Here is a 22,253-nt window from a genome sequence, read left to right on the forward strand (position 1 = left end):
TCTTGTTATTAAACCTATAATAACAAAGAACCTACTCCAAACGTAAAAGGAAAAACTAGCCTAGTATGAAAAAGCTTATTGTCGACTTAGACGGCACGATCACGCTCGGTGATACCAATGATTATGCAAATGTCAGCCCTAACCTTGCAGTGATTAAAAAATTGCAGCAGTACCATCAAGAAGGCTTCAGCATTGTAATCCATACAGCGCGAAACATGCGCACTTACAAAGGCAATGTAGGTGAAATTAATATCCATACTCTGCCCACCATTACTGCTTGGTTAGATAAGCATGGTGTTCCTTATGATGAAGTAATTGTTGGCAAGCCTTGGTGTGGCCATGAAGGATTTTATATCGATGATCGCTCCATACGTCCGTCTGAATTTGCCTCATTGAACTTAGCAGAGATAAACGCGTTATTGGAGAAGGAGAAAGCATGCTGATAATAATGTCAGCAGCGTACATCGATAAAGAGCTCGCCTCGGAGTTTGGCGATATTCCTCCCACATTTTTACCGCTAGGTAATAAGCGATTATTTCAACATCAAATTGCTGCAAGCCCAAAGCAAAAACGAGTGTATTTATCTTTGCCAGATGACTTTACGCCGAACCCCGCCGATCTAGATTGGTTACTGCAGCATAATGTTGCAATTTTAAGGGTGCCCGTTGGGCTGCCTCTTGGAGCTTCACTGGTATCAAGTTTAAATTTGATAGAAGACAACATACAAGGTCCCGTTAGTATCTTATTTGGCGACACCTTAATCACTGATATCCCCAGCGATAAAAACGTTGTAGCCGTGTCCGAAATAGAAGATAACTACAACTGGTCAGTCATCAGCCAAGAAAAAGACAAGCTGATTGAACCAAACCATCAACGTAGCTCTGCAGATAACCAAAATGTTGTGGCTGGTTACTTCAACTTTAGCCAGCCGAAACAGTTAATTCGTTCCCTTACTCATCAACATTGGGACTTTGTTAAAGGCCTCAATGATTACCATCAACAAGTAGGAATGTGCAGCGCTCGGGTGAACAATTGGCTAGACTTTGGCCATGTGAATACTTACTACCACTCAAAAGCTAAGTTCACGACACAGCGGGCGTTTAATGAATTAGACATTAACCCCCCCGTAGTGACAAAATCAGGCAATCAGAAGAACAAAATTGAAGCAGAGGCTAATTGGTTTAAGCATTTACCAGGCGATTTAAAAGTGTTTACACCACAGTTTTTAGGCTCATACGTAAACCAAGAAAAAGCCAGCTATCAATTAGAGTATTTGCATCTTACCGCCCTGAATGAACTTTATGTATTTGCACAGTTACCTGATATGGTGTGGCAACGCATATTAAACGCTTGCTTCGCTTTCATTGACAAAAGCTCAGAACACCAAGCCCTAGCGGATGATAAACAAGCGTCTCTTGGAGGGTTGTTCCAACAAAAAACCCTCCAACGTGTAACATTGTTTTGCAAAAACAATCAGCTTGATGCAGATAAAATATGGCAAATCAACCAAACAACGCTGGTCTCTATCAATCAATTATGTAAGTTGAGTGAACAATACTTGCCAGCTCCAAAAGCCGCCAGCCTAATGCATGGAGACTTTTGTTTTAGCAACATTTTGTATGACTTTCGTACCAATAATATCAAAACCATCGACCCGAGAGGGATAGATCACAACGGCAATATGGCCAGGTTTGGTGATATACAATATGACCTCGCTAAGTTAAGTCACTCTGTGCTTGGTATGTATGACTGGATCATCGCGGGCTATTTTAGCTTAACTTACCAACCTTATCAGATAAGCTTTGAATTACATCACCAAAGCCATAATGACGCAGTTCAAAATATCTTTTTACGTGCTGTAAAACAAAGGTACCGACTCAACGCAGCCAATATATATGCTATGCAGATACAGTTATTTTTATCGATGTTACCTCTGCACAGCGATCAACCTGAGCGACAGCAAGCGCTATTGGCTAACGCATTTCGTTTATTTGAGCTATTACAACAGGAAGTCTCATGATAGTTATTCCCATGGCAGGCCTCAGCTCCCGATTTTTTAAAGCTGGTTATGAAAAACCCAAATATATGTTGCTCGCGCATGGGGAAACGCTGTTTGCCCATGCTGTGAAAAGCTTCTCTCGTTACTTTAAAACAGAAACATTTGTGTTCATCATTCGAGATGTTTACGCTACCGCAGAGTTTGTAGAAGAGCAGGTTAAACTGTTAGGCATCGCTCATGCAGATATCTTTACGCTCAGTGAGGCGACTCGTGGGCAAGCCGAGACCGTGTACTTAGGGTTAAAAGATCGCGCAGCTCCTGATAGTGAGCTTACTATTTTTAACATTGATACTTTCCGACCCAATTATCGCAAGCCTACATTTAACGGTACAGTAGATGGTTATTTAGAAGTTTTTAAAGGCAGCGGTGATAACTGGTCTTTTGCTAAGCCACTAAACACTGACTCAACACTGGTGCAAGAAACTGCAGAAAAACAAGCTATTTCAGACTTATGCAGCACAGGGTTATATTACTTCTCACGCTATGCTGATTTTGAATCCGCTTATTTGAAACAACTGGCGGAACCCACTGAAAACTGGGCTAAAGGTGAGTTGTATATCGCGCCTATGTACAATACATTGATTGCGATGAACAAGCAGGTACACTACCAACTTATTGATAAGCAAGAAGTCTACTTTTGTGGTGTTCCTCAAGAATACGATGACTTTCTTGCAAATGGATATACTAAGTAACCAGATTATTCCAAAACGTTTTTGACTCTAGGCCACATATGAATTTTCAAGATATTACAGTTGTTGTTCAAGGGCCTGTTCAGGCTTATGATGAGCGTTCAATAGATGAAGGTATTACGCATCACTGCCTAAAGTCTGTGAGACAGTACTTGCCTGGCGCCCACATCATATTATCTACTTGGCATGAACAGGACCTGTCAGGCCTTGATTATGACGAGCTAGTTTTAAATGACGATCCCGGCCGAAATATTCGTCATTATACCAAAAACAACAAGCCGAGAATTCTAAACAACAATCGCCAAATCGTATCAACCATCAATGGTTTAAAATCGGTAAAAACGCCTTATGCGATTAAGCTAAGAACGGATAACTACCTTACCTCAAGCAATTTCTTGGCGTTATTAGAGCAATATACCGAACGGGCAGAGCAAGATAAGGTGTTTGATCAGAAAGTAGTCATCACCAATACCTTTAGTCGAAAGCTTGCTAAAGGCCTACCGGTTGCGTACCACCTAAGCGACTTTTTTTATTTTGGCTTAACCCGTGATCTTGTGAAGCTTTGGGATATATCGCTATTGGAAGATTACAATTTGCAGCAGCAAGGCCTTCCTAACCCTCACTATCCTTATTTTCCCATCGACTGTACTCAGCTATTTTGGCACTTAGGTCTAAAAAATTTCGACTATGATACAAAATTAAAGCATTTGCATGATCTTAGTGATAATAAACAATTAGCCCAAGACAAGTTCATCGCCAGTAATTTAGTTATTGCTAGTCCAGAAGAGCTCGGCCTCGGGCTATGTAAAAAGTTTTTAGGAAAAGCGCGGGTGAACCGTGTAACAGGTGTCGCGAGCTTTTATCAACAAGAAGATCTACGATGGCTTATTAATCAATACTGCCAAGGTCGATACCACATAAATAAACAGAATGAGATGAAGCGAAAGCTTCAAAGGTGGCTACTTATCCGCCCTGTGGGAATCGAGACTAAATTGAAACTTATCAAGCGACTTCTGGCATTCAATGAGTTGCACTGCAGTTCAAAATCATGATGAATTATCAAACTCATCGATGTTCATACTTGAATCCACTTTATTATCAATAATATAAGGTGAATACTTGCAATCCTTTACCAACATTAGTGTCGTCGTCCAAGGCCCTGTTCAGAATACAGCCACACGTACCCACCATGAGGAAGGAATTACAATAAAGTGCCTTAATAGCATTCGTCAATTCTTGCCCGGCGCTACAATTATCCTATCGACCTGGCAGGGACAAAATATTTCGGGGTTAGACGTTGATAAGGTGTTGCTGAATGACGACCCTGGGCCTGATGATGAGCGCTTTTTACCACTTAACTATCATCGCCAGCTTGTGTCTACACGAGCTGGCCTCGCGCAAGTGGAAACGCGTTACGCATTAAAATTACGCAGTGATAATTTTCTTACCGGTAATCAATTTGTCGACCTGCAGCAAGCATTTTTGAAAGGCCAAGATGAAGCAAAATTGTTTGAACAAAGAGTGGTTGTGAATGCTAACCTCTCTCGGCGAACCTCTCATGGCCGACGCGTAATAATGAGCCCGAGTGATTTTTTCTACTACGGTTTAACGCAAGATTTGAAAAAGATTTGGCAACAGCCAAACTTCTGCCAGCAAAGTTTCGCCACTGATTACCAACAATTAAGGTTACAAGCCAATGAGGTTAATAAACTGGAAGCCGAACAGGTTTACTGCCAAATATGGCTCAAGCACCTAGATCCTAATGCGCCTCTGCTGGCAAACCGGTTCGATAAAGCCAAGCAATACCTTAGTTACTGGGAACGTTTCTTGGCTAATAACCTGATTATTGCCGATCCAGAAACCATGGGGCTGGGCTTAAGAAGAGTATCTGAACGAAAGCAAAAACGCGCCAATGAATATAGCCATGATGACTGGCTAGCCTTGTACAAAACTTATTGCGACGAAGATTTCACCATTCCCTTTAGCCTGCAACAAGCATGGCTCACCACCCGCAGGCTAATAAAGCTGCCAATAAGTGGCAGCTATTTCAAATTAAGACATCCACGCTCTTGCTAGGAAACAATTCGTGTTAAGGCTTTCGGTTTTGTAATAACCATAACCCCATGTGCTTATTATAGTTGGCTTGGGCGTAACTCATTGCCACAATAAACCCGATAGCACCATCCAAAAAGCCTCGACGAATAAAGTAGATAAGAATAAAAGTCCACCCACCGCCTAATACAATGAGCGGGAACGGTCGCGCTTTTTTCCCCTTTCGATGATATTTCTGTGCGCCGAGCCAAGCGTATTTAGCTGTTTTTTCAAGGCCATGGCCGTAATGACGTTGCGTATAATGCAGCAGCAACCCCGCTAGTTTGCCCTTTTTACCTTCTGCCGGCACGACGGTTTCATGCACCTCATCCAAGGTATAACGGGCACCTTCGCGTTGAAATAAACGCAGTACCGAGCGTGCGCTGCGACCATACTTCAAGGTTTTACCGTAAATCGTCACCCCCCAAGGCAAACGATAGGAAGTACATTCAATATCTGTTTGGCAAAGCAGTTGCGTCATGCTCTGCTGCATCACTTCATCAAGGGCTTCATCCGCATCTATCGACAATACCCAGTCACACGTTGCTTGCTCCAGCGCACGCTGCTTTTGCTTACCAAAGCCGGGCCAGTCAGTAATAGTCACTTTGTCGGTATAACGCTGACAAATAGCCACGGTATCGTCGGTTGAACCGCTGTCTAATACTATAATTTCATCGGCAACGTGGGCGACAGACTGTAAACACTTCTCAACTCTGTCCGCTTCATTTTTGGTTATTAAAATCACCGACAAACTGTGTTGTTTCTTCATATTAGAGCTTCCAGTAAGCTAACTTTTTACGCATTTTTAAGTGGCGAACAATATTACTTGGCTTGGCTTTTAAGTGCGAAGTCCCCTTTGCCAGTAACTCATCAGTAGCAGCGAGCACTCGCTCGCTTGAGTGCCCATCCGTATAAGGATGAATATGCTCGGTATATTGCTTAATGGCATTGATTAACTCCGGCGGCTGCATCAGCACATGGGTCAATGCTTGATGTACCTTGGACTCATCCGTAATGTTATAGAGATGCGGTCCTGGCATTTTGTTGTTAAAGGTCACCACAGGCTTATGCTGCATTAAAAACATTAAAACAATCGACGACGTATCACACAACATGGCGTCAGCCGCGGTCAATAAAGGTAAAACATTGTCGGTTTCGATAAACTGACAATGTTCGCTTTCAAGTGACCGATACATAGCGACTACTTCGGGGTCCATTTTGGGATGAAACTGAATCAGCCAACGCCACTCCCCAGAAGTGGTCAAACGCTTTACGGTATCAAATAATTGACGAGCGCAAGAGATATGCTTTGAAAAAGTAGAGCACATTAAAATTGTTTTGCGGCCATCTGTACTGTCAAATGGATTGCCTGACTGAGTTTGAAATAAAGGGTCTAAGGCTGCCCACCCCGTTTCTTTCACTTCAAAATGGCCATGCTGCTGGGCTAATTCTTGAAAACGCGCGGTGCTACTTGGGCCCTGAGTGCAGTAAAGATCAAAGCAATCGCGGATCGCAAAGTGGCCCTTGTTGCCTTCACTTTTACGTTTACCGGTGTCAAAACCATGAAACAGCGCCACTTTTAGGCCAGGAATAAAGCTGGGCACCACATTACCAGGTACAAACACCGCATCAGGCTGCCATTCAATCACTTGGTTAACACTTTGCCAGCACAGTTCGTCGCCTCGTAAGTGTTTAGGGTCAACCTCTGAGCCTTCTAAAAACCAATAAACCGCATCACCTCGCGCTTTGATTACCTGCTGCAAGGGTCGTAGCATCGCATACGCATAATTCTGGGCAATATAAAATAAATAACGCTTGGGACAAACTGGCACAAGATGCTCTCAGTTGACGGTAATAATCAACATGATAGCAAAAAGCCTAAGCAGAGATAAAACACTATGCTTAACACTCGTAATCACTTGATAGCAAAAATGTGGGCCGTTACCATAACTCAGCCTCAGCTAAATCATCACTTACCACGGAGCATTATGATTTATCGCCTTGTTTATACCTTGATCATGCTACTGGTTTGTCCCTTTTTATTGTTTGGCTTATACAAGCGCAAACCTGGAAAACCCGCCTTTGGCTCGCGTTGGAAAGAACACTTTGGTTTTACGCCAGCACTACTGCAAAATGATAAGCCAGTGATCTGGGTACACGCTGTATCTGTCGGAGAAAGTATTGCCGTCACACCGGTACTCAAAAGTTTGCAACAAAGCTATCCGCAATATCAAATCGTGGTGACCACCACCACCAGCACAGGCGCAGAACAAATAGCCAAGCTTACAGGGGTTACTCACAGGTACATGCCCATTGATTTTAGTTGGTGCGTCAGACGTTTTTTAAACGTTATCAAACCGCAAGTTATGATCATTATGGAAACCGAGCTCTGGCCAAACACCCTCGCCAGCGTTGCAGCAAAAGCGATTCCTATCATTTTGCTCAATGGTCGTTTGTCCGCTCGTTCGGCGCGGCGTTACGGCAAGTTCAAAGGCGCTTTTGCACAACTTGGCGGTAAATTAAGTCATCTACTCACCGTACATCAGGATGATGCATCACGGTTCATAGCGCTTGGGGTGCCAGCAAATAAAGTGACCGTTACCGGCTCGATTAAATATGATATTCAACTGCCTAAAGAAACCCTGCGCCAAGGCGCTGAGCTAAGGCAACAACTGGGACATCAGCGCCCGGTGTTCATTGCAGCCAGCACTCATCAAGGGGAAGATGAACAAGTTCTTAGCGCATTTAAAGCCGTGCAGAAAAGCATTAAAGAAGCATTGTTGATTCTAGTGCCACGTCACCCAGAACGGTTTCAAACAGTTTTTGAACTGTGTCAAAGCCAAGGGTTTAACGTACAAAAGCGCACCGAACCTCAAACCATCACCTCGGATCTTGAAGTTTACCTCGGTGACACAATGGGCGAAATGTTGACATTAATGGCAGCGGCAGACGTTACCGTTATGGGCGGCAGTTTACTCGGCGATAAAGTCGGCGGACATAACTTATTAGAGCCGGCGGCACTCGCAAAACCCAGTATCATTGGCCCCAGTTACTTCAACTTCAGCGACATTACCGAGCAATTGCAACAAGCAGGCGCAACACACGTTTGTGCAAACAGTCAGCAACTGGCGCAGCAATTAATCGCTTTGCTTAAAGACAAGGATCAGCAGCAGGTAATGGGTAAGCACGCCTTGAATGTGGTGAACCGCAACAAAGGCGCGGTTGACAAAAGCATCACGCTTATCGGCAATTACCTGACCCCATCATGATAACCTTTTAACAAGGCTTGCCAGTTCTCATCATTAAAATGGATTTGGCGCTTACCACGCTCTTTAATAAATGAGCGTTGTAAGCGAGCAAGATTACCGCCTTGCCAATTGTGCCCTCGCTTTTGGTAACATTTGTCAAAATCAATCAACCAAACCTGCTGCGCTTGATCAATTAAAATATTATGGGCATTTAAGTCCGTATGGCATACCTCAAGCAGGTGCATTTTTTTGATCATTTGGCCGATACTCGCCCATAGGTCGCCGGTTATCGCGCTTTGTTGCAACAACCCAACCAAGTCTTTAGCCCCAGCGACTTTCTCTACCAAAATATCGGCGTGATAAGTCAATCCTGTTCTTTGCGTACGCGCCGCAATACCCCGAGGTACATTGACCCCTCCAGCAGATAACAATTGCAACAACCTGAGCTCTGCCACGCTGCGGCTGTTTTGCCATCCTGTAAACCAATAACTGTCAGCGACAAGTTTGCCAAATAAACCGCCGCGACGATAATGGCGCAGCGCCATGGCCAGTTTCTCACCTTGCACAAACCAAGTGGTTCCGCGCCCTTGGGCCGAGCCTATCACCTTGTTTTGACCTGACCAAAACTCGCTTTCAAAGCATAACAAGGGTGCCTCAGTCAGAAATTCAGAGTGATACAGAATTTGCTCTGCACCATTATCAAGCAAGGTAAAAGGGTCTTGCGGCTTCTGCGTCATAGGCTTCTCTTGGTGAAATATAACATTGTCACTATTTTACAATTACCTAAGGCCGCTGCATAATTCAAATTAGTTTTTTGCCCCGCATTCAATTCTAGGTAAAGATTTATGGCTTTGTTTACTCACGCGCCACATTCCCTGTGCATTCTGCGTCTTTCTGCGATTGGTGATGTTTGCCACGCCATCGCGAGTGTGCAAGCCATTCAGCAACACTGGCCAGATACCCGCATCACCTGGATTTGTGGAAAGATTGAAGCCCAACTGATTGGCGACCTACCTGGCATTGAGGTGGTCATTTTTGATAAAAAGACGGGTTTTAAGGGCATGCGAGCCTTATGGAAAACGCTTAAACAGCAACGCTTCGACGCCTTACTGCAAATGCAGTTAGCCCTACGGGCCAGCGCGTTGTCTTTCGGCATCAAAGCAAAATACCGCGTCGGCTTTAGCAAAAGTCGCAGCAAAGAAGGCCAGTGGCTGTTTACTAACCGTCACCTGCCTGAATCAGATTCAGTGCACGTACTCGATAACTTTGCCGACTTTGTGAAGTACTTAGGCGTGCCATTTGATAAGCCCCATTGGCACATTCCGTTAAGTGAATCAGATCAAGCTTTTGCCAAGCAAGCCATTAAACAACGCCCTTGCCTTGTCATTTCTCCCGCTGCCAGCAAAGACGAGCGCAACTGGCTTATCGAACGTTATGCCGCTGCTGCAGATTATTTCGTCAGCAAGGGAGGCCAGGTTATTTTATGTGGCTCACCCGCACCGCGAGAAATTGCCCTGGGCCAAGCCATTGAGCAAGCTTGTAGCCAACCGATAGATAACCTTATTGGGCAAACCAGCCTGAAGCAATTAACGGCAGTGATTGCCGCTGCGGATGTTGTACTGGCTCCAGATTCAGGCCCGGCACACTTAGCCACCACACAAGGCACTCCTGTCATTGGCTTATATGGCCACAGTAATCCCAAGCGCACCGGCCCGTATAATGATTTAGATAAAGTGGTCAGCGTTTACGAACAACACGTAGAAGCGCAGCACGGTAAACCCATCACAGAGCTACCATGGGCAACGCGGGTCAAAGGGGAGCATATAATGCAAGACATTAGTCTTGAGGCCGTCATCTCCAAATTAGGACAATTTGTAACTGACTAGCATTGAACTTTTCAATTGAGCTCAATGCCCGCTTATTTTTCTCAAGCGATAAAGAAATGGGGCGATACATTGCTGTATCGCCCCATGGCCTTACACATCTTCCGTTAATGTTTTGTGCTCCCTGCGCTCCCTGACTGATCTACTCCAGACCGATTCCACTTCTCTTCCTGAGGGGTCCTGTCGTCCTAACAATAAATCATCCTGATTTATTCTGCTCAATCCTTAGAGGTGTCCTTTTGCATCATGCAGTTACGCCTTCCTAACGCAACCAGCGTCCATTCTTAGTCCTTCATCCTTATTAATTGACATCCTATTCAATTCTGCTCAACTCCATGGAGGTGTCCATGTTCATCCTGAGGGCTAATATCCCATTTCACCCATTCATCCAATGAATTCATCCTAAATGGCTTCCTGCAGATAAACCATCCTCGTTTATCGTTTCGATCCCTGAAAAGTCCTGTGCGTCCTGCGATAAGTCCTCATGACTTATGCTTTCGTTCCATGAAAGGTCCTGAGCGTCCTGCGATAAGTCTTCGTGACTTATGCTTTCGTTCCGTGAAAGGTCCTGAGCGTCCTGCGATAAGTCCTCATGACTTATGCTTTCGTTCCGTGAAAAGGCTTGGCCGGGTATCCTGCTCAAAAGCGTGTAGCGCTTATGCTTCAATCCGTGAAGTGTTTTGCTGTGTTCTTGTTACGTACTTTACCTATTTCTATATGGGAAACTACCTACTGCGATCACAAATCGAACGCAAAACAATATCAAAACAAGATATAAAACAATGGGATCATCTACTTATTGAGGTTTATCATATTATCTCTGAGAATCAAATTTGCTTTTTCATCGCTCTAAATAGCGATAATCTCAGCCTCTTAATGGCGAATGTCTTACAGTTAAAAATAGGGGAGTTAATCGATTTTTAACGCCATCAACAAGACCGTGAACGCCATCACGCTTTATGAGACCTAGACCATGGCCGCAGGTACAGCGCAAGAGTAGGTTAATACATCGGACGATTTTTATGACACTTACAATAAGCTTTTAATTTAACTCAGGTAAAAAATTGTGCCATGTAAATCCATGGTATAAGCTTAATTTGCTTTGTTTATGCAATCACGCAGATATTTTATCTCAGCTTACGAAACTGCTTTGCCCTCTATAGCAAACCCCAGTTATCAGTGAATAAACATCGCACTCGAAAGACTGCCAGCTTGCTGGTGATAATACATGCCTACCAAGGCGCTAGTTAAGTAAAGAGAGTAACAATGTCAGATCAAGTTAAAGGTACAGTTAAGTGGTTCAATGATGAGAAAGGTTTTGGTTTCATTGAGCGTGAAGATGGTAAAGATGTGTTTGTTCACTTCAGTGTGATCAATGGCAATGGCCGCAAAACATTGCAAGAAGGCCAACAAGTCACTATGGAAGTAGTGCAAGGCCAGAAAGGCCCACAAGCTGAGAATGTTACCGTAATTTAATACGGTTGCCGAAGCCATGCCAAATGGCTTCGGCCTCTTTGCCTACTCATTCGTTATCAAGTAAGGCCCCAGCACCGTATTCAGCTTTGCTTTCAAAATGCCTGTTTCTACTTTTACTCCGGCTTCCTCTAATACCGCAATACCTCGCCCTTGGTTTCTACTGTGTGGGTCAATCAAGCCAACATAGACGTGTTCGATCCCTTGTTCAACAATTGTGTGGGCACAAGACGGCGTTCGGCCAACAAAAGAACACGGCTCTAAGGTTACAAATAAACTCACGCCAGATACATCTCCAGCCAATTGGGCAAGGACAGACGCCTCGGCATGATGCTGCCCAGGTGGCAGGGTAAAACCCGAAGCGATAATTTGTCCTTCTCTGACCGCAACGCAGCCCACTGGGGGATTGGGACGACAAGCAGGTAAGGCGCGTTGTCCTTCATTCATTGCGGCAGTCATAAACTGCAGTTTTTGTTCAGGAGTCATGTGTTAACCACTTTGTTATATCAGGGTAGGTGAATTGATAGTTAAGGTCCGCCATTAGCTTATCACTGTTGACTCGACACAGGGGCAAGCTGTTGTCTGTACTAAACTGTGGCGCGGGTAAATCCGCTTGGCGGGCCGCTAAAGTATAAAAGTCTTGTCGCGTAGCTTGAGTGGCTGAACTCACGTTGTAAGTTTTGGGCTCTGTTTGTTGCGCCAGCACCGCAAGTATGACGCCAATACAATCTTGTTGGTGAATCAAGTTTACCGGGGTCAAGCCTGCATCTAATTGCTTTCCTGCCAAAAAACGTCCGGGTATTCGCGCCGGCCCCACTAAGCCAGAAAAGCGCAAGGTACAAGTAGGGCGCACTGACTGAATGACTTGCTCTGCGTAAACCAAAGCTGACTCAAGCACTAAAGGAGACGTTTCGGTCAGTGGAGTATTGTGTTTTTGATACACGCCAGTACTGCTGATAAATATCAAGCGTTGAACGTGGCTCTCTCTTAACCCGTGACATAAGCTGTCTATTTGCAGGCGATAACGGTCAGGGTGCTGACTTTTGCTTCGCGGCGGTAACATCACAATCATGCTAGTGACTTGTTCACAAAACCCTTGCCACTGCCCTTCTATGCCGACTTCGGTAATATCCAGCGCATAAGCATGCAACCCCTGTTGACGTAATTCGGCTAACGCGTTGGGATCGCGCCGTGATACCTTCACCCCATAGCCCGCATTTTGCAATGCAAGTGCCAGTGGTTGTCCCAACCAGCCGCAGCCCAAAATGGCAATTTGCTGCATGTCTTATCTTCCTTAACTAATACTGGTAGCAATTTGCTAACCCGATTAAAGTATCATGTTAGGCATATCGCTTGGCTTCAATAATAAGGCCCAACCATGGCACACTCTCATATTCTTTTTTCGATTACTCACCATGGCTTTGGTCACGCGGCGATTGCTGCCGCAGTGATGGCGCAAATACAAAAAACGGCGCCCGCCATCAAGATTACCATCATGTCTAACGTTCCAAAAGACTACTTTGACCAACGATTGAATGATCACTTTGACTACTTGGCTGTTGGCTCTGACTTTGGCATGCAAATGCTCTCCCCCATTAAGGTAGATGTCACCGCAAGCCATCAACAATACCTTGAGATGGCGGCACAATGGTCAGATTTAGTCGCTCATGAGCAAACCCACTTAAAGCGGATCAAACCCGATTTAGTGGTCAGCAATATATCGCCAGTCAGCTTGGCCGCAGCAGCAACACTGGGTATTCTTTGTGTCAGTTTAGCCCCATTCAATTGGCGTCAAATTTATCAGCGTTATTGCGCCTCTTTGCCTGACGCAGAAAAAGTATTAGCCATACTTGAGCAAGCCTATCAAGCGGTAGAATGCATACTAAAAACCACGCCTCACGTAGCGGATCCGCTGAATGCGTCGAAAGAAGTCGCCGTAGGGCCTATTTGTCAGCTGGGTCAACCGCAAGCAGATATATTGCAACAGCGTCTGCGCAACAGCAGTAACAGAGTATTTCATCGTGTAGGGCTGATTGCATTGGGCGGGTTAACAGAGCCTCTTAACTTAAACGCGTGGCCAAACTTACCCGGGTGGCTGTGGTTGGTCGATCAAACACCGCCCAGCGAACGCTGCGACATGCTGCACTTTACAGCAGCCGAAATGCGTTTTTTAGATTTAGTGTTCAGCGTCGATTTAGCGCTGACCAAACCAGGTTATGGTACCTACACAGAATTAGCCTGCGCCGGCACTAATGCGGTAACGCTAGCTCGGCCAGATTGGCCGGAAACGCCGTTTCTCAACGCGTTTTTACAACAGCATGTTAATTGTGTGGAAATCTCGCCACAAGGTCTATATAACGGCGAGCTAGCACTGGCGATCGAGCAGGTCTCAACACCGCATCAGAAACCGCGCGCGCAGGCAAACGGTGCAGCTAACGCGGCTAAGCATATTTTGGCGTTACTTTAGGACGCTGTCGTGGCGGGTAATGGAAAGACTTGGTCGACTTGCTCATGGATATAAGGTCTACCACGTTGGTTAAGCGCAGTGCCTATAACCAACGCCTGCAACGCAATTTTACCATCACTGACTCGCACTACGGTTTGGCGAAAAGCAAAACGGGTTTTACTTGGCCGCTCTGGTACAACTTCAACATAGAACTCATCGCCGCTGCGCAAAGAGGCTTTATAATCCATTTCCGCACGTACCACCACTAAGTGAATGCCTGCCTCCGCCAACTCTGCAAAATTTACCCCTTTCTGGTGTAAAAACTCATGTCGTGCGTGTTCAAGGTAATTAAAATAAACACCGTTATTGACGATACCTTGCATATCACATTCGTAATCACGTACTTTAAAGTTCAGTTGAAAGCTGCTGTTGCTCATCTTGTTCCTTTTGACGTTGGCTGCGAAAGCGCAGGTAACGTAAGGTTAACCTTCGCTTTACGCGTTTATTCACTTTTTGTTTGCGTTGATTAAACTTCACTGCATTCCTTAGTGGTGAGGCCTATGGCTTGGCCTGATAATACTGACATGGCCTTGGCTCACCCCGTGATTATTTTGCGCTGGCATCCGCCTTCAATTCGTTAATGGCTTCAGCAGCGGCAATTTTACGCCCAAAAGTCGCGAAGTACTGCAAACTCTGCGGTAGATCTTGATACACCTTACCCACCGTTGGGATCTGACTTTTATCGGTGTCTTTGAGCATGTTAGGCAGTTGCGGGTGCCCCGACAACACCATTGCACCAAGCAAGGTTTGTGAAACTAAATTTTTGGAATCTGAATCTAGCTTGGCGAGTCGATCTTGCCACAAATCAGATAACCAGTGATAGCCTTGCAAAAAACCAGCACAAAACGCCATTAGCTCCACGTTTGCATTGTCATCTTTGCATTCACACACGTCTGGAAATTGAAAACCTTGCTCACTCTGAACGCTGTCTACCGCAGCTTTAAAATACGTCATAATTTGTTGCAAGAACTCGTCTCGAGCACCTGCGTCAATCTCAGAGCTAATCTTCTGTTCAACAAACAGCATTGGCCACCAATCTTCGGTAGCAATAAGAGCAGGCGCGCTAAGAATGGCAAAGGTAAAACCTTGCGCCTGGGTTGGCCCCATCACTTTACCGGTTAATGAAGGGTGATTGATGGCGGTTATCAAGTTAGCCGTAGAGTAAGCCATGGGAAATCCTTGTAAATTTAAATTGCCCCTGATGATAATGCATCACACCCAAGCGCCAAGCGCCACACCATGAGTCTGTGAAGAGGATCGCTGGGAAAGCGCTGAGGGCGACAAACATGGTCTATTTTAAGCCATTTAAGGGCATATAGTACGGTCGTCAAACGCCGCTTGTAGGTGATTAACAAGCGACGTATCCAGCCAACTAAGGTTGGCAGAACCTGGTTGCAGCACAATATCAATACTCGGTAGCGCTTCTAGTTGTGGGCAATCCAAAATTGCCAAGTCGTCAGGAACACTACTGCGGGCTAACACGGTGACAGCCAATCCTTGGCGTGCCAAACCAAATAAAGCAGATGCTTGTGAACTGGTTGCAACTAGGTGAAACCTTTGCTGAGCTTTGTTTAAAATCGCGATGCTGCTTTGATGAAACTGGCAATCGTCTTCAAATAGCGCCAGTGGCCAAGACCAGCTCGGATCTCGTTGCCCTATCTGTTGTTGCAGTGTTTGTTTAGCCACCCACACACCATAGTCACGAAGTAATAAGTGACCTTCGTGGCTAGCGGGTTTTCGCGTAACAACAGCTAAATCTAACTGACCGTCATCCAACATGGCTAATAACTGATAGCTAGGCAAACAACAAAGTTTGAATTGTAATTTGGTGTGTTGGCTAAGAATGGATACCACTAAGGGCAAAATGGTTTCAGCGTAGTCTGCGGGGCAGCCAAGGCGAACCACATCGGGCTGGCAATGTTGTAATTCAAGCAAGGCAGCGTCATGCAGCTGCACAATATTTTGGGCATGACTTAGTAGCCGCAACCCTGTAGGGGTTAATTTAAGTTGCCTCCCATGCTGCCGATAAAGCGGTTGGCCGACTTCACCTTGTAGTTTCTTCATTTGCATACTGATGGCAGATTGGGTTTTAAACCGCAACGCTGCAGTACGCGTGAAACTGCCTGTTTGCGCGAACGTAATAAACGTTTTAAGACTTTCCAAGTCCATCTGTATCAAACTCCTAAGCCATCACAGATTGCCAGCTATCAAAAATTATCATGCCTTGCATTCATATTATTGGCTAGTTTCAGCAACGCCTTGGCTGCACAATGAAATGCCTCTCACTCACAAGGAATACCTATGCGTTTGCACGACTACCTACCCTCAGGCAATGGCTATAAGATTCGACTACTGCAGAGTTTCTTAAGGCAACCTTTTCAGTTGTTAGAATACGATATTATACGAGGAGAAACGCGTACATCCGCTTTTTTGGCGTTAAACCCAAATGGCAAGGTTCCAGTGCTTGAAATCAGCCCCACTAAGGCATTATGTGAATCAAACGCTATTTTGTATTACCTGGCACAAACTACTCCATACTGGCCAGTAGACACTTGGCATCAAGCACAGGCGATGCAGTGGTTAAATTTCGAACAATACAGTCATGAGCCTAACATTGCGACGCTACGCTTCTGGCGCAAGCTACCAAGCCTTACCCAGTGGCAACAAGATAACATTCACCAGAAGCAAACGGCCGGTTATGCCGCCCTTGCGGTCTTAGAACAGCACCTTGGTAGCCAAGACTTCTTAGTTGCTAATACTTTATCCATTGCTGATATCGCCTTGTACGCATACACCCATGTGGCGTCAGAAGGAGGCTTTGACCTGAACCGCTTTCCTGCAGTTAAAGCCTGGCTACAACGAATTGCCGACCACCCCCACTATATCGATATCCACAGTCGCGAAATCGCCTAATAATCGGGGTCGAATGTGCCTTACCATTCGACCCTGCTCGTTAGTCGTTGCGGGCTAAGTTTTTCTCCATCGTTAAAGGACTGTCTTTTAGGGTGAAACTTGCCACAAAGAAAAACGTCACCAAACCAACATAAGCGGCCAGCAATTCAAAAAAGTTATTTTGATAGCTTAGAAACTTGGCGATGCCAAAAAACACAGCAATTAACCAACCCGCTAAGGAGACAGCCACCGAAAACCGAAACAAAGTCGCTTCATTTAAAGATTTGACAAAGGGACGCTGCTCAGATAATCCTCTGATACAAGGCAAAACACGCTTAGCAATGTAGTAACCATTAATTGTGACTATGGTGACTATTAACATTTTTGCCCACACTTTTTGGTTCATAACGTAATCAGGATCTTGTTGATAGCCTAGGATTAAAAAGCCAATTCCAGAACCCCATAACGCCAACAGTGCCCAGTTAATCGTATGATGAGCTAGCTTAATCACTTCAAATAAATCGTCACTAAAATTACGAAACCGCCGTGAAATCAGGTATTCAGTCATGATCATGGCACCAATTGCGGCGGCTAATGCGATGACATGGGTATATAAAAGTAAAGTCTTCATGTTTGCTCCTTGCATAGTAATCAATGGCATCCTGCCAACACAGCCAAGCCAGCTGTGAGCAAGCATGAGAACCGAAATCAGATCAAAAACACAAATGACTTTTTATTTATATTTCTTATTTATGACAAACTCAGCAAAATCCCACACGAAAAGCAGTGCTATTTCGATATAAACAGTCAAATCAACACGATAGAAAGCAAAGAAATAATCAATTGAACGCAAAGTGAAAGCGTTGCGGGCGAAACCCTGTCGTATTTATAGGGTAAAGAGTGGGCTTCGCCTTGTTCAGGTCGCAGATCTAGGGGCTTAGAAAGATATTAACGATAATTCATCGCATTTCACTGGCAAAAATAAATGCAATGGCTATGAAAACATGCAAGTCAGCGGATTTAAATTACACTTAAAGCCAACAAGAGGCGTATTGGCAAAGTGTGAAGGAAGGTTTAAACACTGAAATTCACTGGGTTTGCAGACTAAACCTAAAATGAGCTGGAATAAACGTCACATTTAAAACTTTTTTGTGACGAAGCGCATAAATAACGAGCATTTCTTGACATTTTGGCATAGAATATCGCGCCGTTTCATCATCCACACAAACTTAGAGGTTACATGTCCACAGAAACTCCATTATTTAGTGATTTACACCTACCTGAACCAGTACTAAAAGCACTGGTAGAATTAGGTTATGAAACACCTTCTCCAATTCAGGCTCAGTGTATCCCACTATTACTGGATGGCAAGGACGTGTTAGGTATGGCACAAACAGGTACCGGTAAAACTGCAGCGTTTGCCTTGCCTTTGTTAGCCAATATTGATCTAAAACTGAACAAGCCACAAGTACTGGTATTGGCACCAACTCGTGAATTAGCAATTCAGGTAGCAGAAGCATTCCAAGCTTACTCTCGCCACCTGCCTAACTTCCACGTATTACCAATTTATGGCGGTCAAAACTATGGCTTGCAGTTCAAGTCATTAAAGCGTGGCCCTCAGGTAGTTGTTGGCACCCCAGGTCGAATCATGGACCATTTAAGCCGTGGTACCCTGGATTTATCGGGGCTACGAGCCATGGTATTAGATGAAGCCGACGAAATGCTTCGTATGGGCTTTATCGAAGACGTTGAAACTATCATGGCTGAAACGCCAGAAGAGCGTCAAACGGCTTTGTTCTCGGCAACCATGCCAGATCAAATAAAGCGCATCACTAAGCGTTACATGCGCCAGCCTACTGAAATCAAGATAAAAGCAAAAACGTCAACCGTAGAGAACATTGAGCAAAAAGCATGGATTGTTCGTGGTGCCAATAAGCTAGATGCACTTACACGCATGTTAGAAACTGAAGAGTTTGACGGCGTGATCATTTTCGCTCGTACCAAAACAGCCACGGTAGAACTGGCTGAAAAATTGGAAGCACGTGGTTATCGTAGCTCCGCATTGAATGGTGACATGAACCAAGCCCTGCGTGAACGCACTGTCTCTCGTTTGAAATCAGGCAGCTTGGATATCTTAGTTGCAACTGACGTGGCAGCTCGTGGTTTAGACGTTGAACGTATTAGCTTAGTGGTTAACTATGATATCCCAACGGATACCGAATCATACGTTCACCGTATCGGCCGAACAGGTCGTGCAGGCCGCCAAGGTAAAGCTATCTTGTTTGTGGCGCCACGTGAGCGTCGTTTACTTAAGGCCATTGAACGCGCCACTCGTCAACCTATCACTATGATGGACCTGCCAACGCGCAGCGAAGTGACGCAAAAACGTATTGAGTCATTCCAAACAGAAGTTCAAAAGGTACTAGAAGCTGAAAAACTGGAGTTCTACCTAGAGTTAGTCGGACAACTGACAAATGAACTTGAAATCAGCCAAGAAGACATGACTGCAGCCTTGTTATACATGGCTCAAAAAGACAAGCCTTTCCAATTACCGGAAGAGCCTGTTCGTGAGCGTTTCTCTGACCGTGACGGTCGCCGGGAACGCGGAGATCGTGCAGAGCGAGGAGACCGCGCACCAAGAGAACGTGGTGATCGCCGTAAACCCGAAGGACCTTTGGATACCTATCGTATCGAAGTAGGTCGTGAACACGGTGTGCAAGTTAAAAATATCGTTGGTGCGATAGCTAATGAAGGCAATATGAACAGCCGATTCATTGGCGATATCGTGCTACACAACGACTACTCTACCGTGCAGCTACCACAAAATATGCCTGCAGATTTACTCAAGCACTTCCAAAAAGTGTACATTTGCCAACAGCAAATTCGCATGCAAAAGGTCGATGAAGCGGGCACTTACAAGCCTCGTCGTCGCAGCCCTAAAAAGCGCGACCATCGCAAAGGCTAATAAAAGATAAAAACCGGCTAACAAGCCGGTTTTTTTCATCCCCCACCAAATTTCCCACCAAAAAATACCAGCAGCTCAAAACAACACCACAGTAAAAAATAAAATCACCACATTAATTTATCAACAAGCCGTCAATATCTATAATTTAGTAAAACTGCTTAACCAAAATGTGATTATGGCTAAAACAAATCTTTTCCGACTACGTCATCATCAAACGACAACTAGTTAATGGCGAATAAGTGAACACATAGGAAGCAGACATGGTTATTGACCAAACCGGTTACATTGAACTCATTCAGTACCTCACCGACAACCTTAATATCTTTGAGAAAAGATCGACGCAACAACGCGGCGACACTTTGGCAGAACTGGTATCAGAGCAAATTTCAGAAAATATCATGCGAGTATGTTTGCAACATGAACATCTCGATAGCCATCACAGGTTCGAAGTAGTCAGGGAAACGGACGCAATCGTGCATGACTTAGAAGAAGTCTTATCAAACGTTTGGGAAAGTGTGCCTACAGAAGAACAAGCAGAGTTTATAAACGAGTTTATCGGTTTACTTAAAAACCTTTTTGATACCGCCTTGTGTGCTTATGACTAGCATGTTGCCAGTCATAAGCAATGACTGACTAAGGTACAGAGTGCCCTGTCGATGCCTGCCAAATGCTGAACCATTGTTGTCGATCAAGCTGTAACGCTTCTGTTGCAACGGTAGAACGTGTTCGCTCTATCCGCCCCGAGCCAATAATTGGCAATACTTGTGCTGGTAAAGCTAAAATCCAAGCGTAAATCACCTGGTCTATATTAGCCGCGCCAATCTCCGCTGCGACTTTAATTAATACTTCACGTAAACGCTGCGCTTGTTCTGACTCCCCAGTGAAAATTTCTCCTCCGGCTAGACAAGACCAAGCCATTGCCGACACTTTATGTTGTTGACAGTAATCCAATGAACCATCATGCAAGGCGGATATATTAACGGGAGAAATTTCGATTTGATTCGTGAGTAGCGGCATCTCGCAGGCAGACTGTAATAATTCAAACTGTGAGTTAGTGAAGTTAGAAACGCCAAAATGCTTCACCTTACCTTGCTGCTGCAATAGGCTAAATGCCGCAGCGACTTGCTCCGCATCCATCAAAGGGTCTGGTCGATGAATCAGTAACATGTCTAAAGATTCGACCTCAAGATTCAGCAAGGATTGCTCAGCAGAAGCGATGATATGCTCTTTAGACGTATCATAATGGTTAACATAACGTTCCGGTCGCGTATCAAACGCCGGCTTGATACCACACTTTGATACTATCTCGATCTTATCGCGTAAACCAGGTTGCAACTTGATTGCTGCCCCGAACGCTTTTTCACATTCACCATCGCTGTATATATCAGCATGATCCATGGTTGTTACACCCAGCTCTACATTTTGCTCGATAAATGCTAACAAATCTTGTGGGCTTTTTTGCCACGACATGGCACGCCAAAAACCGGCGATAAAACGTGAAAACTCTGGACCTTGGGGTGAAAGCTTGACTCTAGAAACTGTCATATAGATACCTTATCGAGAAAAATTCAACAATGTTACTTAAGTACATAAGCCATCGTAATCAACCTAATGAACAAGCACTTGATTAACATCAACTGACACGCACCTCAATCATAGGATCAGGGACTAAAATATAAAGAGGAGGTGTGATATGAGATTCAAACCCATCCACGAGTTCCTACTGTATGTGGAGCAGTGTCACGCTGCATTTGCCAGCTTGTATAGAAGAATAGCAGAGCAACAGCAAAGTGATCGTAACATATTGTTATTGCAGTTCATGCAGCAAAAAGAGCGTTTAGCTGTCGAGGAGATTGATAAATATATCGAAACGGCTGATCCGCAATTACTCTCTACCTGGTTGAAAAGTACGTTTGATGAAAACATTCCCAATGAGTGTGCTCAAATGGAACTAAAACCCAATATCAGCATAGAAGAAGTCATTGCTTTAGCCATGAAACTGGAAAATCGACTGATTAACTTAATGGCGCAATTAGCGGCGCAAAGTACCACGTCAGAGATACATGAAGCATTAGATGGTTTGGTAATGCATGAGCAACAGCAACAAAAGCAATTTATTCACAATGTAAATCGATTGGTGGATATTTAATGATAGAGAGGTGTTTACTTTTCTTCAGGCATAAAAAAAGGCCATCCGTCAGGATGGCCTTCTCTCTAATTCAAAGCTTGGCGGTGACCTACTCTCACATGGGGAAACCCCACACTACCATCGGCGCTACTGCGTTTCACTTCTGAGTTCGGCATGGGATCAGGTGGGGCCACAGCGCTATGGCCGCCAAGCATAAACTTTAATTCGGAAAGCCGCTATCAGTTCTCAAACTTCTCGTTCACAAGCACTTCGTAATTCTTTGGCTTCAACACCGCTTAGGTGTTGTATGGTTAAGCCT

The 22,253-nt window shown here is 44.8% G+C and carries 24 protein-coding genes and 1 rRNA gene; 13 read left to right on the forward strand and 12 right to left on the reverse strand.

Annotation, left to right across the window (positions count from 1 at the left end; genetic code table 11):
• Positions 1–65: 65 nt before the first annotated feature.
• The 5 genes from D1Z90_RS06195 (at position 66) to D1Z90_RS06215 (ending at position 4,824) form a co-directional block, all read left to right on the forward strand.
• A complete protein-coding gene (locus tag D1Z90_RS06195) occupies positions 66–443 on the forward strand; it encodes an HAD family hydrolase (RefSeq protein WP_119909879.1) in 378 nt (125 codons plus the stop codon).
• Positions 437–2,020: a phosphotransferase family protein gene (locus tag D1Z90_RS06200; RefSeq protein WP_119909880.1), complete on the forward strand. Its 1,584-nt coding sequence runs from the start codon at positions 437–439 to the stop codon at positions 2,018–2,020. Before D1Z90_RS06195 ends, D1Z90_RS06200 begins: the two co-directional genes overlap by 7 nt.
• Complete coding sequence (locus tag D1Z90_RS06205; RefSeq protein ID WP_119909881.1) at positions 2,017–2,751, forward strand: glycosyltransferase family 2 protein; 735 nt, start codon at positions 2,017–2,019, stop codon at positions 2,749–2,751. Before D1Z90_RS06200 ends, D1Z90_RS06205 begins: the two co-directional genes overlap by 4 nt.
• A 38-nt stretch (positions 2,752–2,789) precedes the next feature.
• Entirely contained in the window at positions 2,790–3,800 is a 1,011-nt protein-coding gene (locus D1Z90_RS06210) for a WavE lipopolysaccharide synthesis family protein (protein ID WP_119909882.1), read from the forward strand.
• A gap of 67 nt (positions 3,801–3,867) precedes the next feature.
• Entirely contained in the window at positions 3,868–4,824 is a 957-nt protein-coding gene (locus D1Z90_RS06215) for a WavE lipopolysaccharide synthesis family protein (RefSeq protein WP_119909883.1), read from the forward strand.
• 13 nt (positions 4,825–4,837) lie between these two features.
• On the opposite strand, the gene D1Z90_RS06220 is transcribed toward D1Z90_RS06215, so the two are convergent.
• Together D1Z90_RS06220 and D1Z90_RS06225 are read right to left on the reverse strand one after the other, a co-directional pair.
• Positions 4,838–5,608, reverse strand: a complete 771-nt coding sequence (locus D1Z90_RS06220) for a glycosyltransferase family 2 protein (protein ID WP_119909884.1) — start codon at positions 5,606–5,608, stop codon at positions 4,838–4,840.
• Between the two features lies 1 nt (position 5,609).
• Positions 5,610–6,614, reverse strand: coding sequence for a CDP-glycerol glycerophosphotransferase family protein (locus D1Z90_RS06225; protein ID WP_232525207.1), 1,005 nt, complete (start codon positions 6,612–6,614; stop codon positions 5,610–5,612).
• A 213-nt stretch (positions 6,615–6,827) separates the two neighbouring features.
• Here D1Z90_RS06225 and waaA point away from each other — a divergent pair, with 213 nt between their 5' ends.
• A complete protein-coding gene (gene waaA / locus D1Z90_RS06230; RefSeq protein WP_119909910.1) occupies positions 6,828–8,108 on the forward strand; it encodes a lipid IV(A) 3-deoxy-D-manno-octulosonic acid transferase in 1,281 nt (426 codons plus the stop codon).
• Here waaA and D1Z90_RS06235 read toward each other — a convergent pair.
• The gene (locus D1Z90_RS06235) at positions 8,090–8,824 is read right to left on the reverse strand and encodes a 3-deoxy-D-manno-octulosonic acid kinase (RefSeq protein ID WP_119909886.1); all 735 of its coding nucleotides are present in this window, start codon (positions 8,822–8,824) and stop codon (positions 8,090–8,092) included. The genes waaA and D1Z90_RS06235 overlap by 19 nt on opposite strands.
• Positions 8,825–8,932: 108 nt before the next feature.
• Here D1Z90_RS06235 and D1Z90_RS06240 point away from each other — a divergent pair, with 108 nt between their 5' ends.
• A complete protein-coding gene (locus tag D1Z90_RS06240; protein WP_119909887.1) occupies positions 8,933–9,973 on the forward strand; it encodes a glycosyltransferase family 9 protein in 1,041 nt (346 codons plus the stop codon).
• A gap of 1,263 nt (positions 9,974–11,236) precedes the next feature.
• Positions 11,237–11,446: a cold-shock protein gene (locus D1Z90_RS06245; protein WP_119909888.1), complete on the forward strand. Its 210-nt coding sequence runs from the start codon at positions 11,237–11,239 to the stop codon at positions 11,444–11,446.
• A 42-nt stretch (positions 11,447–11,488) separates the two neighbouring features.
• On the opposite strand, the gene D1Z90_RS06250 is transcribed toward D1Z90_RS06245, so the two are convergent.
• Together D1Z90_RS06250 and D1Z90_RS06255 are read right to left on the reverse strand one after the other, a co-directional pair.
• Complete coding sequence (locus tag D1Z90_RS06250; RefSeq protein WP_119909889.1) at positions 11,489–11,929, reverse strand: bifunctional diaminohydroxyphosphoribosylaminopyrimidine deaminase/5-amino-6-(5-phosphoribosylamino)uracil reductase RibD; 441 nt, start codon at positions 11,927–11,929, stop codon at positions 11,489–11,491.
• Positions 11,919–12,725, reverse strand: a complete 807-nt coding sequence (locus D1Z90_RS06255) for an NAD-dependent epimerase/dehydratase family protein (protein WP_119909890.1) — start codon at positions 12,723–12,725, stop codon at positions 11,919–11,921. The genes D1Z90_RS06250 and D1Z90_RS06255 overlap by 11 nt, the downstream gene beginning before the upstream one ends.
• Positions 12,726–12,821: 96 nt before the next feature.
• Here D1Z90_RS06255 and D1Z90_RS06260 point away from each other — a divergent pair, with 96 nt between their 5' ends.
• On the forward strand, positions 12,822–13,910 hold the full coding sequence (locus D1Z90_RS06260; protein ID WP_119909891.1) for a hypothetical protein: 1,089 nt from the start codon (positions 12,822–12,824) through the stop codon (positions 13,908–13,910).
• Here D1Z90_RS06260 and D1Z90_RS06265 read toward each other — a convergent pair.
• From D1Z90_RS06265 to D1Z90_RS06275, 4 genes are all read right to left on the reverse strand, one after another.
• Positions 13,907–14,326: an acyl-CoA thioesterase gene (locus D1Z90_RS06265; protein WP_119909892.1), complete on the reverse strand. Its 420-nt coding sequence runs from the start codon at positions 14,324–14,326 to the stop codon at positions 13,907–13,909. The genes D1Z90_RS06260 and D1Z90_RS06265 overlap by 4 nt on opposite strands.
• The gene (locus tag D1Z90_RS21930) at positions 14,295–14,426 is read right to left on the reverse strand and encodes a hypothetical protein (RefSeq protein WP_269777029.1); all 132 of its coding nucleotides are present in this window, start codon (positions 14,424–14,426) and stop codon (positions 14,295–14,297) included. The genes D1Z90_RS06265 and D1Z90_RS21930 overlap by 32 nt, the downstream gene beginning before the upstream one ends.
• A gap of 69 nt (positions 14,427–14,495) precedes the next feature.
• A complete protein-coding gene (locus D1Z90_RS06270) occupies positions 14,496–15,119 on the reverse strand; it encodes a YecA/YgfB family protein (RefSeq protein ID WP_119909893.1) in 624 nt (207 codons plus the stop codon).
• A 135-nt stretch (positions 15,120–15,254) separates the two neighbouring features.
• Positions 15,255–16,118: a LysR family transcriptional regulator gene (locus D1Z90_RS06275; protein WP_119909894.1), complete on the reverse strand. Its 864-nt coding sequence runs from the start codon at positions 16,116–16,118 to the stop codon at positions 15,255–15,257.
• 132 nt (positions 16,119–16,250) lie between these two features.
• Here D1Z90_RS06275 and D1Z90_RS06280 point away from each other — a divergent pair, with 132 nt between their 5' ends.
• The gene (locus D1Z90_RS06280; protein ID WP_119909895.1) at positions 16,251–16,862 is read left to right on the forward strand and encodes a glutathione S-transferase family protein; all 612 of its coding nucleotides are present in this window, start codon (positions 16,251–16,253) and stop codon (positions 16,860–16,862) included.
• Positions 16,863–16,902: 40 nt separating this feature from the next.
• On the opposite strand, the gene D1Z90_RS06285 is transcribed toward D1Z90_RS06280, so the two are convergent.
• Positions 16,903–17,472 (reverse strand): hypothetical protein, encoded by a 570-nt coding sequence (locus D1Z90_RS06285; protein WP_119909896.1) that lies wholly within the window; start codon positions 17,470–17,472, stop codon positions 16,903–16,905.
• A 609-nt stretch (positions 17,473–18,081) separates the two neighbouring features.
• Between D1Z90_RS06285 and D1Z90_RS06290 the strand changes: the two genes are divergently transcribed.
• Positions 18,082–19,806 carry a DEAD/DEAH box helicase gene (locus D1Z90_RS06290; protein WP_119909897.1) on the forward strand — a complete coding sequence of 575 codons (1,725 nt, stop codon included), beginning with the start codon at positions 18,082–18,084 and terminating at the stop codon, positions 19,804–19,806.
• A 260-nt stretch (positions 19,807–20,066) separates the two neighbouring features.
• Positions 20,067–20,411: a DUF3802 family protein gene (locus D1Z90_RS06295; protein WP_119909898.1), complete on the forward strand. Its 345-nt coding sequence runs from the start codon at positions 20,067–20,069 to the stop codon at positions 20,409–20,411.
• A gap of 28 nt (positions 20,412–20,439) precedes the next feature.
• Here D1Z90_RS06295 and D1Z90_RS06300 read toward each other — a convergent pair whose 3' ends face one another.
• On the reverse strand, positions 20,440–21,351 hold the full coding sequence (locus D1Z90_RS06300) for an aldo/keto reductase (protein ID WP_119909899.1): 912 nt from the start codon (positions 21,349–21,351) through the stop codon (positions 20,440–20,442).
• A 148-nt stretch (positions 21,352–21,499) separates the two neighbouring features.
• On the opposite strand from D1Z90_RS06300, the gene D1Z90_RS06305 reads away from it, so the two are divergent.
• Positions 21,500–21,955 carry a hypothetical protein gene (locus D1Z90_RS06305; RefSeq protein WP_119909900.1) on the forward strand — a complete coding sequence of 152 codons (456 nt, stop codon included), beginning with the start codon at positions 21,500–21,502 and terminating at the stop codon, positions 21,953–21,955.
• Positions 21,956–22,030: 75 nt separating this feature from the next.
• On the opposite strand, the gene rrf is transcribed toward D1Z90_RS06305, so the two are convergent.
• Positions 22,031–22,146: ribosomal RNA gene (gene rrf, locus D1Z90_RS06310) — 5S ribosomal RNA — on the reverse strand.
• Between the last annotated feature and the right edge of the window lie 107 nt (positions 22,147–22,253).

Source organism: Motilimonas pumila (assembly GCF_003596335.1).
Classification (GTDB): domain Bacteria; phylum Pseudomonadota; class Gammaproteobacteria; order Enterobacterales; family CBDFNC01; genus Motilimonas; species Motilimonas pumila.